Raw genomic sequence first — 12,964 nt, forward strand, 5'->3', positions numbered from 1 at the left:
CGTTCGGTCGGTCCACGCGTTCCGTGTGCCGGGCTCGCCCGGCCGGATTCCGCCGCCCGGCGCCGCGCGCCCACGGGCGGGTGACGCGAAAAGGCCCCGCCCCCGGGCCCTGGGGGCGGCGGGGGCGGGGCTTCGTGCTCGGCTGCTGTGCGTTTCAGCCGAAGACGCGAGTGGGTCAGCCGGTGAGCTGGTCGTACGCGGGGAGGGTGAGGAAGTCCGCGTAGTCGGCGTCGAGGGAGACCTGGAGCAGGAGGTCGTGGGCCTGCTGCCACTTGCCGCCGGTGAAGGCCTCCTCGCCGACCTCGGCGCGGATGGCGGCCAGTTCCTCGGTCGCGATCTTGCGGGTCAGGTCGGCGGTGGCCGTCTCGCCGTTCTCGAAGACGACCCCGGCGTTGATCCACTGCCAGATCTGCGAGCGGGAGATCTCGGCGGTGGCCGCGTCCTCCATCAGTCCGAAGATGGCGACGGCGCCCAGGCCGCGCAGCCACGCCTCGATGTAACGGATGCCGACCTGGACGGCGTTGCGCAGCCCCTCGTAGGTCGGCTTCGCGTCCAGCGAGTCGACGGCGATCAGTTCGCCCGCGGCCACCGAGACGTCCTCGCGCAGCCGGTCCTTCTGGTTGGGCTTGTCACCGAGCACCGCGTCGAAGGAGGCCATCGCGATCGGGACCAGGTCGGGGTGGGCGACCCAGGAGCCGTCGAAGCCGTCGCCGGCCTCGCGGTCCTTGTCGGCCTTGACCTTCTCGAACGCGACCTTGTTGACCTCGGCGTCCTTGCGGGACGGGATGAAGGCCGCCATGCCGCCGATGGCGTGTGCGCCGCGCTTGTGGCAGGTCCTGACCAGCAGTTCGGTGTACGCCCGCATGAAGGGGGCGGTCATCGTCACCGCGTTGCGGTCCGGCAGGACGAACTTCTCGCCGCCGTCACGGAAGTTCTTCACGATGGAGAAGAGGTAGTCCCAACGGCCCGCGTTGAGGCCGGCCGCGTGGTCCTTGAGCTCGAAGAGGATCTCTTCCATCTCGTAGGCCGCGGTGATGGTCTCGATCAGGACGGTCGCGCGGACGGTGCCCTGCGGGATCCCGACGTAGTCCTGGGCGAAGACGAAGATGTCGTTCCAGAGGCGGGCCTCGAGGTGCGACTCCGTCTTCGGCAGGTAGAAGTAGGGGCCCTTGCCGAGGTCGATCAGGCGCTGGGCGTTGTGGAAGAAGTACAGGCCGAAGTCGACGAGCGAACCGGAGGCCGGGCCGCCCTCGAAGCGCAGGTGGCGCTCCTGCAGGTGCCAGCCGCGCGGCCGCATCACGACGGTGGCGAGCTGGTCGGCGGCCTTCAGCGCGTACGCCTTGCCGGTACGGGGGTCGGTGAAGTCGATGCGACGCTCGTAGGCGTCGATCAGGTTCAGCTGGCCGAGGACGACGTTCTCCCAGGTGGGAGCCGAGGCGTCCTCGAAGTCGGCGAGCCAGACCTTGGCGCCCGAGTTCAGGGCGTTGATGGTCATCTTGCGGTCCGTCGGACCGGTGATCTCCACGCGGCGGTCGTTCAGCGCGGCCGGGGCCGGCGCGACCTTCCAGTCTCCCTCGCGGACCTGTGCGGTGTCCGGGAGGAAGTCGAGGGTGGAGGTCCGGGCGATCTCGGCGCGCCGCTCGCCGCGTCGGGCGAGGAGTTCCGCGCGGCGGGGTGCGAACCGCCGGTGGAGCTCGGCCACGAAGGCGAGGGCCGCTTCGGTGAGGACTTCGTCCTGCCTGGGCAGGGGCTCGGCGTCGACGATGGCCAGCGGGGACGGCGCTGGTGCGGACATATCTGTCACTCCTTCAGCGGCGGTGCCTGGCGGCCGCGGGGGAATGCTCGCGCGAGACGGCACGCAGTGCCGTCGGGTGTGGAGAGTTCCGGGATACGGTCGCGGGCGCCGTCTGTGGGTTCAGGGCGCTTCTGACCAGTGGATAGTAATTTCCTCATGGTGGAAGTTCAATGGTTTGTTGATGTCGAGATTCTCCGGGTCGACAGATTCCGCCGATCGGTGGCCCTGGGTGCCATGGTGGTCACGCCCCGCTGCTTCCCGCCGGCCGGCCGATTCATGCGAGTCGGGCCAGGTCCGGCGGCGTGTCGATGTCCCAGGCCTCCGCGATGTCCCCGCACTCCACCAGGGTGAGCTCCCCGGCGTGCCGCTTCAGGTGGACCCGCGCCCCCTGGTCGCCGGTCGCGGTCTCGGCGATGTCCGCCCACCGGTCCGCCCCGAACAGCACCGGATGCCCCCGCTCGCCGTCGTACGCCGCGGCGGCCAGGCTCGCGGGCGACCGGTACGCCGCCCGTACCCGGGCCACCGCAGCCGCCCCGATGCCCGGCTGATCCACCAGGGAGACCAGCGCCGCGTCCGCCCCCGCGCCGGCCAGCGAGGCGAGCCCGACCCGCAACGAGGACCCCATGCCCTCGGCCCAGTCCGGGTTGTCCACCACCACGCAACCGGTCAGGTCGGCGCGCTCGCGCACCTCGGCCGCCGAGGCCCCCAACACCACGTGGAGCGGGCCGCAGCCCGCCTCGCGCAGCACCCGGACCGCGTTCTCCACGAGCGGGCGGCCGTGGTGGGAGAGCAGCGCCTTGGGGCGTCCGCCGAGACGGCGACCGCCCCCGGCGGCGAGCAGCAGGCCCGCGATCACCGGGGCGGGGCTGGGGGTGGTGTGGGCTGACATGACAGCGATTCTCGCCCCTGGACGGCGCCGCGCGGGCGCCGCGTCAGGATCCCGCGCACGGCGGCCGGGATCCCGCGCACGGCGGCCGCGACGGCCGGCACGGCTGCCGAGACGACCGGCACGGCGGCGGACACGGCGTCCGACAAGATCGGGAAGCGCAGCGGCTCGGAGATCCGCTGCTCCACGGCGTTCGCCCGGGCTCGTTCCTCGCGATCGGTCAGCATGTCGGCGTCTCCTTGCCAATCGGGGGCCAATACGGCGAGTCTGGTCCTCGATTGGCCTGGCGGGCAGAGCCAATCGGGGGAGGTTGGCATGGCGAACGGTCCAGTGGTCCATACGGCGGACAGAACCATCGGCAGCCGCCGGCTCGCCGCGCTGCTGCCCGCCGAGGTCCGGGCACGCCCCGGCTACCGCTCCCTCGCCGACGCCCTGCGCACCCTGATCCTCGACGGCCGCATCGCCCTGCGCGTGCGACTGCCCGCCGAACGCGAACTCGCCGCCGCCGTCGGCGCCAGCCGGGCCACCGTCACCGGCGCCTACGACCTGCTGCGCGAGAGCGGCTACGTACGCAGCCGGCGCGGCTCCGGGACCTGGACCGAACTGCCCGAAAGCCACGGGCCCGTCGCCGCCCTCCCGCTCATCGGCGCCGGGTACCGCCCGGACGGCGATCCGGGCATCGACCTGGCCATCGCCGCGATGGGCGCCCCCGAGGGCAGCCTGGAAGCGGCCCTGGCCTGGGCCGCGCCCCGCCTGCCCGCGGTGGCACGGCACCCCGGCTACCACCCCTTCGGCCTGCCCGACCTGCGCACGGCCGTGGCGGAACGCTTCACCCGGCGCGGACTGCCCACCCGCCCCGAGCAGATCCTCGTCACGGCGGGCGCCCAGCAGGCCTTCGCCCTGGTGGTGAGCCTGCTGTGCGGAGCGGGGGACCGGGTCGTCACCGAGAACCCGACCTACGCCAACGCGCTCGACGCGTTGCGGCACGCCCGACTGCGCACCGCGTCGATCGCCGTGTCCGAAGCGGGCTGGGACATGGAGATCGCGGAGTCCACGCTGCGCCAGACCGTGCCGAGACTGGCGTACGTGATCCCCGACTTCCACAACCCGACGGGCTCCCTGATGCCCGAGGAGGACCGACACCGCCTGCTGGAGGCCACCCGGCGCACCGGGACCTGGCTGGTGGTCGACGAGACCATCGCGGACATCGCCCTGGACGTGCCCGCACCCGCCCCGCTGGCCTCCCTCGCGCCGCGCGGGGGAGCGGACCACGTCGTGACCATCGGGTCACTGAGCAAGACCCACTGGGGCGGTCTGCGCGTCGGCTGGATCCGGGCCTCCGCCAAGATGATCGCCGAGCTGACGGCCGTGCGGGTCGCGACCGACATGACCGGCTCGGTCCTGGACCAACTCGTCGCGCTGCCGCTGCTGGAAGGGCTCGACGCGTCGCTCCCGACACGGCTCGGACAACTGCGGGGGCAACGCGAGGCCCTGGTGCGCTCCCTCGAACGGCACACCCCGGAATGGTCCTGGGAGCTGCCGCCGGGAGGCCTCTCGCTCTGGGTGGACCTCGGGGAACCGGTCAGCTCCGCGCTCTCGGAACGGGCCGCGGCCGCCGGAGTCCACATCGGGCGCGGCGCCCGCTTCGGAGTGGACCCGGGAACCTTCGAACACCGCCTGCGCATCCCGTACACGCTCCCGGCGGACCGCCTCGACGAGGGCGTCCGCCGGCTCGCGGCCGCCTTCCACGACGGCGTGCCGCTGCCCCCGTCGGTGGAACGGCCGTACTGGGTCGCGTGAGACGCCGCCGGCCGCCCCGCCCTACGGCGTGCGGATCAGCCGGCGGGTGGCGGCCGTGGCGACCGCCGCCGTGCGGGAGTCCACGCCGAGCTTCGCGTAGACGTGCACCAAGTGGGACTTGACCGTGGCCTGGCTGAGGAAGAGCCGCTTCGAGATCTGCTGGTTCGACAATCCGTCCGCGACCAGTTGGAGCACCTCCAGCTCCCGCTTCGTCAGCGCCTCCGCCGGCATCCGCATCCGGTCCATCAGCCGCAACGCCACCGCCGGGGCCAGCGCCGACTGACCGGCCGCCGCCGTGCGGACCGCCGCCGCCAGCTCCTCCGGCGGTGCGTCCTTGAGCAGGTAGCCCGAGGCGCCCGCCTCCACGGCGGCCAGGATGTCCGCGTCCGTGTCGTACGTGGTCAGCACCAGCACTCGGGGGGCCTCTGGCCGGGCCGTGATCAGGGCCGTGGCCTGCGAACCGTGCATGCCGGGCCCGAACTGGAGGTCCATCAGCACCACGTCCACCCCCGTCGAGGCGGCCAGTTCGACCGCCCGCTCGGCGGTGGCGGCCTCCGCGACGACCGCGAAGTCCGCCTCGGTGTCCAGCACCGCGCGCAGCCCCGCGCGGACCACCGGGTGATCGTCGGCGAGCAGCAGCCGGATGGTCATGACAGGGCCTCCGCGGGCAACGGCAGGGTGACGGCCACGGCGGTGCCCTGGCCCGGGGCGGACTCGACGGTGAACAGTCCACCCAGTGTCTCGGCCCGCGAGCGCATCGCCGGCAGACCGAAGCCGCCCTCGCCGGACGGAGCCGACGAGGGGTCGAAGCCCAGGCCGTCGTCCACGACGTCCAGGGTGACCGAGGTGTCCATGAAGGTCAGGGTGATCTCCGCGCGGCCGGCGCGGGCGTGCCGCACCACATTGGCCAGCGCCGACTGCGCGATCCGCAGCAGGGCCACCTCGTACGGGGTGGGCAGGATCCGGGGGGTGCCGCTCGGCGAGAACCGCACGCGCGGCCCGGGAGCCGCGGAGCAGAGCCGCTCCAGCGCCGCGGCGAGGGAGCCGTGCTCCAGGTCGGGGGGTGTCAGGGCGCGGACGAAACGGCGCGCCTCGGCGAGGTTCTCCTGCGCGGCCTCCCGGGCCCGGCCGATGTGCTCCAGCGCGGGCGCGCCGGCGGGGAGCGAGCGCTCCGCGGCCCGCAGCAGCAGTTGGATCGAGCTCAGGCCCTGGGCGAGGGTGTCGTGGATCTCCCGGGCGAGGCGTTCCCGTTCGGCGAGGATCCCCGCGCCCCGCTCGGCGGCGGCCAGCTCGGCCCGGGTGGCGATGAGTTCCTCGATCAGCTCCCGGCGGCGTTCGCTCTCCCGGTACAGGGCCTGGTAGCCGAGGACCGTGGCCACGGCGACGGCCCCGCCCAGCAGTGGGCCGAGGAAGGCCCCCGGGGTGGCGGTGCTGCTGTGCGCGAGGAACCCGCCGATCGCCGCGCAGGCCGTGACGGCGACGGCCGCGACCCCCCAGCGCAGCCGCAGCAGGTGCAGTTCGAGGAAGTACAGCGGGAAGGCGATCCACAGCCCGTCCGGGGAGACCACGAGCAGCGCGGCCCAGGCCGCGCCGAGCAGGGCCAGCCACACCGCCCCGGCGCGCGGCGAGCGGTCCACCACGGGAGCCGCGGCGCCCGCCACGTACACGGCGGCAAACAGCGCGCACGCGGCGACCGCCCACCCGGCGCGGGGCACGTCGTCGGCGAGGGCGCGTCCCGCGGCCAGCGCGAGCAGCCCGAAGAGCAGCGCGTGCAGGCACAGCCGCAGGACGCGGGAGACGGGGGTCAGGGGGCGGGATTCCGGAGCAACCATGGCCCGACCAGCGTAAGCGGGGGTCCGCCGGCACCGGTCAACCAAAGGATTGATGTACAGGGCGTCCCTTCGACACGAGGATCCCTACCGTGGCGCGATGCCGTGTGTCCACGGGGAACACCAGGGTGGGGGACATGTTCGTCGCATGGAGAGATCTACGGTTCGCCAAGGGCCGCTTCGCCCTCATGGGCTCGGTCGTCGTGCTCATCACCCTGCTGGTCGGCCTGTTGTCCGGACTCACCTCCGGACTGGCCCGGGAGAACATCTCGGCGATCACGGGACTGCCCGCCTCCCACCTGTCGTTCGCGGCGCCCGCCGGGGACCAGGAGGTGTCCTTCACCAACTCCCGGATATCCGAGAAGGCCTGGCTGGCCTGGCGCGAGCGACCCGGCGTCACATCGGCGGAGCCGATCGGCATCCGCACCACCAACGCCGCCGCGGGTGAGCGCACCGCGGCCGTCTCGGCCTTCGGCGTCGATCCGGCGGGCCGCCTCGCCCCCCGCGGATCCGGACTCACTCAGGGGCAGGTGGTCCTGACCGAGAAGGCCGCCGAGGAACTCGGCGGGCTCGCGGCCGGCGGGAAGCTGAGGATCGGCGCGCTCGAACTGTCCGTCGCGGCCGTCTCCGGCACCGCCGCCTTCAGCCACACCCCGGTCGTCTGGATGGACCTCAACGACTGGCAGCGCGTCGGCAACCCCGGCACCTCCATCGACACCGTCGCCACCGTCATCGCCCTGGACGCGTCCGGGGCGGACCTCGCCGCCGGCGACGCGAGCGCGGGAACCCGGACCGCGACCGTCGACGACGCGCTGTCCGCGATCGGTTCCTACACCTCGGAGAACGGCTCGCTCCAACTGATGCGCGGCTTCCTCTTCGCGATCTCCGCCCTGGTCACAGGCGCCTTCTTCACGGTGTGGACGATCCAGCGCAGCGGTGACGTCGCCGTGCTGAAGGCACTGGGTGCCTCCACGGCGTACCTGCTGCGGGACGCCCTCGGTCAGGCCGTGGTGATGCTCGCCGTCGGGACCGGACTCGGTACGGCCCTCGTCGCCGTCCTCGGGGCGCTGATCAGTGGCGGCGACGTGCCCTTCGTGCTCGACGCGGCCACCGTGCTGGTGCCCCCCGCCGTCATGATCGCGCTCGGCGCGCTCGGAGCCGCCCTGTCCATCCGGCGGATCACCGCCGTAGACCCGCTGACCGCACTCGGGAGCGCCCGATGACCCTGCTCGTCCACGACGTCACGCTCACCTATCCGGACGGCGACGGCCGGCTCACCGCCCTCGACGCGGTCGCCCTGGAGGCGCCGGCGGGCACCCTGACCGCCGTCATCGGCCCTTCGGGCTCCGGCAAGTCCAGCCTGCTCGCGGTCGCCGCCACCCTGGTCACCCCGGACGCGGGCCGGGTCGTCGTCGCCGGCCGGGACACGGCCCGGCTCAGCGCGGCGGAGAAGTCCGCGCTGCGCCGCGAGGAGATCGGCATCGTCTTCCAGCAACCGAACCTGCCGGCCTCCCTCACCGCCGCAGAGCAGCTCCAGGTGATGGCCCACATGTCGGGCCGGCCGGCCAAGCGGCTGCGCGGGCGGGCCCTGGACCTGCTGGACGCGGTGGGCATGGCCGACAAGGCCGACAAGCGCCCGCACCAGCTCTCGGGCGGGCAGCGCCAGCGCGTCAACATCGCCCGCGCCCTGATGAACGAGCCCGCCGTGCTGCTGGTGGACGAGCCGACCAGCGCCCTGGACCACGAGCGGGGGGCGGCCGTACTGGACCTCCTGGTCACCCTCACCCGCGAGCGGTCCACCGCCACGGTGCTGGTCACCCACGACCACGCCCACCTGGAGCGGGTGGACCGCACGATGACGATGACGGACGGCCGCCTCACGCAGACGTCCCCGGCCCGCTGACGCACGAAGGCCCCGGTCTCCGACACGCGAAGGTCCCGGCCCCGCGAGGTGCGAGGCGCCGCCCGAGCCGCGAAGGTCCCGGCCCCGCGACGTCCGAGGCGCCGCCCCGACGTACGAAGGCCCCGGCCCGCCCCCTTCGAGAAGGGCGGTCCGGGGCCTTCGCGTACGGGTCCCTACGCGGGATTCTGGCTCTGCAGGGCCACCGACAGCTCGGCGGCGATCCCCTGGAGGATCGGCACGATGGAGTCCGTCAGCGCCTCGGTCACCCGGCCCGCGGGGCCCGAGATGGAGATCGCGGCGGCGGTCGGCGAGTTGGGCACCGACACGGCCAGGCAGCGGACTCCTATTTCCTGCTCGTTGTCGTCGACCGCGTAGCCCACCTTGCGGACCTGCTCCAGGGCGTCGAGGAAGCCCTCGGGCGTGGTGATGGTCTTCTCGGTCGCGGCCGGCATCCCGGTGCGGGCCAGCAGCGCGCGCACCTCGTCCGCGGGGGTGTACGCGAGCAGCGCCTTGCCCACGCCCGTGGAGTGCGGCAGCACCCGGCGGCCCACCTCCGTGAACATGCGCATGGAGTGCTTGGACGGCACCTGGGCGACGTAGACGATCTCGTCCCCGTCGAGCAGCGCCATGTTCGCGGTCTCGCCGGTCTCCTCGACGAGCCGCGCGAGGTAGGGACGGGCCCACGTGCCCAGGAGGCGCGAGGCGGATTCGCCGAGACGGATCAGCCGGGGGCCGAGGGCGTACCGTCGGTTGGGCTGCTGCCGGACGTAGCCGCACGCCACGAGGGTGCGCATGAGGCGATGGATGGTGGGCAGCGGGAGACCACTGGCGGCGGAGAGTTCGCTGAGGCCGACCTCGCCTCCGGCATCGGCCATGCGTTCGAGCAGATCGAAGGCGCGCTCAAGGGACTGGACGCCACCCCCGGCGGCGGTGGGCTTGGCGGAAGCGTCGGTGGTGCTGGCGCTGGACGTCGGCACGGGCGCGGTCCTTTCGGTGCTGGCAGGCAAGGAATCAGCCTACCGGTCGGTCGGCGTCGGCCCTAGAGCCGGGGCACTGCCGTCCCCGCCGGTCAGAGGGGGTTTGTCCTGGTGGTGGACGTCCTCGGAAGTCAACCGCGCGGCTCCCGATGGCGGTAGCTACATTCTGGATAGTGAAATCTTAATTCCATCCTGTGGAAACATCCAATTGTGCCGTGCGGGGCTGGGTGGTCCGTCCGGGCGCTCTTGACTGGCCCCGGATCGGGGTGAAGACTCCGTCAACAGAACGTTGAATTTCGCTCTGTGGAAGTAGATGGGGAGGTTCCGGTGGCCGACGCGGCTGTGGAACTGGTACTGCGCTCGACGCGCGTCATCACCCCCGAGGGGACGCGCGCCGCCTCGGTGGCCGTCGCCGGCGGGAAGATCACGGCCGTGTCGGAGTACGAGGCCGAGGTACCGGCCGGAGCCCGGCTGGAGGACTTCGGCGACGACGTCCTGCTCCCCGGCCTGGTCGACACCCACGTCCACGTCAACGACCCGGGCCGCACCGAGTGGGAGGGCTTCTGGACCGCCACCCGCGCGGCGGCGGCCGGAGGCATCACCACCATCCTCGACATGCCGCTGAACTCCCTGCCGCCGACCACCACGGTCGACAACCTCCGCGTCAAGCAGGAGGTCGCCCGCGCCAAGGCGCACGTGGACGTCGGCTTCTGGGGCGGCGCGCTGCCCGACAACGTCAAGGACCTGCGCCCCCTGCACGACGCCGGCGTCTACGGCTTCAAGTGCTTCCTGTCGCCCTCCGGCGTGGACGAGTTCCCCGAGCTCGACCAGGAGCGACTGGCCACGTCCCTCGCGGAGATCACCGGCTTCGGCGGCCTGATGATCGTGCACGCCGAGGACCCCCACCACCTGGACTCCGCGCCGCAGACCCCCGGCCCGAAGTACGCCGACTTCCTCGCCTCCCGTCCCCGCGACGCCGAGAACACCGCCATCGGGAACCTGATCGCCCAGGCGAAGCGGTTGAACGCCCGCGTGCACGTCCTGCACCTGTCCTCCTCCGACGCGCTGCCGCTCATCGCCGCCGCCAAGGCCGAGGGCGTGCGCGTCACCGTCGAGTCCTGTCCGCACTACCTCACCCTGACGGCGGAGGAAGTCCCGGACGGCGCGAGCGAGTTCAAGTGCTGCCCGCCCATCCGCGAGGCCGCCAACCAGGACCTCCTGTGGGACGCGCTCGCCGACGGCACCATCGACTGCGTCGTCTCCGACCACTCGCCCTCCACCGCGGACCTGAAGACGAACGACTTCGCCACCGCGTGGGGCGGCATCTCCTCCCTCCAACTGGGACTCCCCGCGATCTGGACCGAGGCGCGCCGGCGCGGCCACACCCTGGAGGACGTCGTCCGCTGGATGTCCGCCGCCCCCGCCGCCCTCGCCGGGCTGTCCGACAAGGGCGCGATCGAGGTCGGCCGCGACGCGGACTTCGCCGTCCTGGCACCCGAAGAGACCTTCACCGTGGATCCCGCGGAACTGCACCACCGCAACCGGGTCACGGCGTACGCGGGCAAGACCCTGCACGGCGTCGTGAAGTCCACCTGGCTGCGCGGCACGCGGATCGCCGACCACGGCACCCCGAACGAGCCCACGGGCCGACTCCTCGAAAGGCAGAACTGACAGTGGCACAGCGTTCAACTGGACCGGCTTCCTTCACCGGCAACGCGAACCCGTACGGAGGCGGCGACCCGTACGCGGACTACCGCACCGCGGACTTCCCCTTCACGCGGTACGCGAACCTCGCGGCCCGTGAGCTGGGCGCCGGTGTCATCGAAGCCAACGACGAGTTCTTCGCCCAGCGCGAGAACCTGCTGATCTCCGAGGCCGCCCACTTCGACCCCGAGGACTTCGGGCACAAGGGCAAGGTCATGGACGGCTGGGAGACCCGCCGTCGCCGCGGCGTCGGCGCCACCCAGCCCTGGCCCACCGCCGAGGACCACGACTGGGCGCTCGTACGGCTGGGCGCCCCCGGCGTCATCCGCGGCATCATCGTCGACACCGCCCACTTCCGCGGCAACATGCCGCAGGCCGTGTCGGTGCAGGGCGCCTCGGTCGCGGGCTCCCCGACGGCCGAGGAGCTCCTCTCCGACGACGTCAAGTGGACGACCCTGGTCGAGCGCACCCCGGTCGGCGGCCACGCGGCCAACGGCTTCGAGGTGAACGTCGAGCAGCGCTTCACGCACCTGCGCGTCAACCAGCACCCCGACGGCGGCATCGCCCGCCTGCGCGTCCACGGCGAGGTCGTCACCGACCCGAAGTGGCTCACCGCGCTGGGCACCTTCGACGTGGTCGCCCTGGAGAACGGCGGCTCGGTACAGGACGCCTCCAACCGCTTCTACTCCCCGCCGACCAACACCATCAACCCGGGCCGCTCCCGCAAGATGGACGACGGCTGGGAGACCGCCCGTCGCCGTGACAACGGCAACGACTGGATCCGCTACCAGCTCGTCGCCGACTCCGAGATCCGCGCCGTCGAGATCGACACCGCGTACCTCAAGGGCAACTCGGCCGGCTGGGCCTCGCTCTCGATCAAGTCGGGCGAGGAGGGCGAGTGGACGGAGTTCCTGCCCCGCACCCGCCTGCAGCCCGACACCAACCACCGCTTCGTGCTCGACGCCCCGGCGGTCGGCACCCACGTCCGGATCGACATCTTCCCGGACGGCGGCTTCTCCCGCCTGCGCCTGTACGGCTCGCTGACGGAGGCCGGCGCGGCCGCGCACGCCGCCCGCCACCAGGAGCTCGGCGGCTGACGCCGAACCGGTGACCGCCCCGGGGGCCGACACCCCCGGGGGACCGGTCGACCGCCCGACGGGGCGCACCACTCGGGGTGCGCCCCGTCGGCGTTCCCCGTCGGCGTTCACCGATCCGGTGAGTGAAGGCCCTACGCCGCGTGGCCGCCGTCCACCGAGAACTCGGCGCCCGTGACGTACGCGGAGTCCGTCCCCGCGAGGAAGGAGACCATGGCAGCCACCTCCGCCGCCGTCCCGAAGCGGCCGAGGGCCGTCATCGACGCCTGCGGGGCGGAGTGGGGACCGTCGGCCGGGTTCATGTCGGTGTCCACCGGGCCGGGGTGCACGAGGTTCGCGGTGATCCCGCGACCGCCGAGTTCCCTGGCGAGCGCCTTGGTCAGACCGGTCAGCGCGGCCTTGCTCATCGCGTACAGGGTGCCCCCGGGGCCCGGGACCCGCCTGGCGATGCAGCTGCCGATGGTGATGATCCGCCCGCCGGAGCCCATCCGGCCGGCTGCCGCCTGGGAGGTCAGGAAGACCCCGCGGACGTTCACCGCGAGGACGCGGTCCACGTCCGCGAGGGGGAGCGCGTCGAGCGGGCCGAGCACGCCCACCCCGGCGTTGTTGACCAGTACGTCGAGCCGTCCGAGGTCCCGTACGGTCCGCTCCACCGCCCCGGCGGCCTCCGCGGCGTCGCCCGAGTCGGCCCGTACGGCCAGGGCGCGTCGACCGAGGGCCTCGATCTCGCCGACGACCTTCGCCGCCGAGGCCGCGTCGTCGACGTAGGTGATCGCCACGTCGACGCCGTCCCGCGCCAGGCGCAGGGCCGTGGCGGCCCCGATGCCGCGGCTGCCGCCCGTGACCAGTGCCACTGTGCCGTTCATGTGCTTCCTCCCGTTGGCGTCCGGCCGTGTCGTCCGGCCGTCTCGTTCCGTAAGTCGTTGCGGGTTCAATGAAATGGTCGGCGGGGGAAACGGGCCGGCGGGAATCGGAC

General features: G+C 72.8%; 12 protein-coding genes. 5 read left to right on the forward strand and 7 right to left on the reverse strand.

Annotated features, from left to right (window positions below; all coding sequences use genetic code 11):
* Positions 1–175 precede the first annotated feature (175 nt).
* From aceB to ACFYW3_RS02030, 3 genes are all read right to left on the reverse strand, one after another.
* Positions 176–1,795, reverse strand: a complete 1,620-nt coding sequence (gene aceB, locus ACFYW3_RS02020; RefSeq protein ID WP_351760471.1) for a malate synthase A — start codon at positions 1,793–1,795, stop codon at positions 176–178.
* A 274-nt stretch (positions 1,796–2,069) separates the two neighbouring features.
* Positions 2,070–2,684, reverse strand: coding sequence for a nucleotidyltransferase family protein (locus tag ACFYW3_RS02025; protein ID WP_351760474.1), 615 nt, complete (start codon positions 2,682–2,684; stop codon positions 2,070–2,072).
* The gene (locus ACFYW3_RS02030; protein WP_351760476.1) at positions 2,648–2,908 is read right to left on the reverse strand and encodes a hypothetical protein; all 261 of its coding nucleotides are present in this window, start codon (positions 2,906–2,908) and stop codon (positions 2,648–2,650) included. Before ACFYW3_RS02030 ends, ACFYW3_RS02025 begins: the two co-directional genes overlap by 37 nt.
* 88 nt (positions 2,909–2,996) lie before the next feature.
* On the opposite strand from ACFYW3_RS02030, the gene ACFYW3_RS02035 reads away from it, so the two are divergent.
* Positions 2,997–4,481 carry a PLP-dependent aminotransferase family protein gene (locus ACFYW3_RS02035; protein WP_351760479.1) on the forward strand — a complete coding sequence of 495 codons (1,485 nt, stop codon included), beginning with the start codon at positions 2,997–2,999 and terminating at the stop codon, positions 4,479–4,481.
* A gap of 21 nt (positions 4,482–4,502) precedes the next feature.
* Here the strand turns inward: ACFYW3_RS02035 and ACFYW3_RS02040 are convergent, their stop codons facing one another.
* The gene (locus tag ACFYW3_RS02040) at positions 4,503–5,132 is read right to left on the reverse strand and encodes a response regulator transcription factor (protein ID WP_351760482.1); all 630 of its coding nucleotides are present in this window, start codon (positions 5,130–5,132) and stop codon (positions 4,503–4,505) included.
* Positions 5,129–6,313 (reverse strand): sensor histidine kinase, encoded by a 1,185-nt coding sequence (locus ACFYW3_RS02045; RefSeq protein ID WP_389385260.1) that lies wholly within the window; start codon positions 6,311–6,313, stop codon positions 5,129–5,131. Before ACFYW3_RS02045 ends, ACFYW3_RS02040 begins: the two co-directional genes overlap by 4 nt.
* Positions 6,314–6,447: 134 nt before the next feature.
* Here ACFYW3_RS02045 and ACFYW3_RS02050 point away from each other — a divergent pair, with 134 nt between their 5' ends.
* The gene (locus tag ACFYW3_RS02050) at positions 6,448–7,533 is read left to right on the forward strand and encodes an ABC transporter permease (protein WP_389385261.1); all 1,086 of its coding nucleotides are present in this window, start codon (positions 6,448–6,450) and stop codon (positions 7,531–7,533) included.
* Entirely contained in the window at positions 7,530–8,213 is a 684-nt protein-coding gene (locus ACFYW3_RS02055) for an ABC transporter ATP-binding protein (protein WP_351760492.1), read from the forward strand. The genes ACFYW3_RS02050 and ACFYW3_RS02055 overlap by 4 nt, the downstream gene beginning before the upstream one ends.
* A 173-nt stretch (positions 8,214–8,386) precedes the next feature.
* Here ACFYW3_RS02055 and ACFYW3_RS02060 read toward each other — a convergent pair whose 3' ends face one another.
* Complete coding sequence (locus ACFYW3_RS02060) at positions 8,387–9,190, reverse strand: IclR family transcriptional regulator (RefSeq protein ID WP_053676799.1); 804 nt, start codon at positions 9,188–9,190, stop codon at positions 8,387–8,389.
* A 327-nt stretch (positions 9,191–9,517) separates the two neighbouring features.
* On the opposite strand from ACFYW3_RS02060, the gene allB reads away from it, so the two are divergent.
* Together allB and alc are read left to right on the forward strand one after the other, a co-directional pair.
* On the forward strand, positions 9,518–10,861 hold the full coding sequence (gene allB / locus ACFYW3_RS02065) for an allantoinase AllB (RefSeq protein ID WP_351760495.1): 1,344 nt from the start codon (positions 9,518–9,520) through the stop codon (positions 10,859–10,861).
* A 2-nt stretch (positions 10,862–10,863) separates the two neighbouring features.
* The gene (gene alc / locus ACFYW3_RS02070; RefSeq protein WP_389385262.1) at positions 10,864–11,991 is read left to right on the forward strand and encodes an allantoicase; all 1,128 of its coding nucleotides are present in this window, start codon (positions 10,864–10,866) and stop codon (positions 11,989–11,991) included.
* Positions 11,992–12,122: 131 nt separating this feature from the next.
* Here alc and ACFYW3_RS02075 read toward each other — a convergent pair whose 3' ends face one another.
* Positions 12,123–12,854, reverse strand: coding sequence for an SDR family oxidoreductase (locus tag ACFYW3_RS02075; protein ID WP_351760501.1), 732 nt, complete (start codon positions 12,852–12,854; stop codon positions 12,123–12,125).
* Positions 12,855–12,964: the final 110 nt, after the last annotated feature.

It is taken from the genome of Streptomyces sp. NPDC002602, assembly GCF_042889445.1.
Classification (GTDB): domain Bacteria; phylum Actinomycetota; class Actinomycetes; order Streptomycetales; family Streptomycetaceae; genus Streptomyces.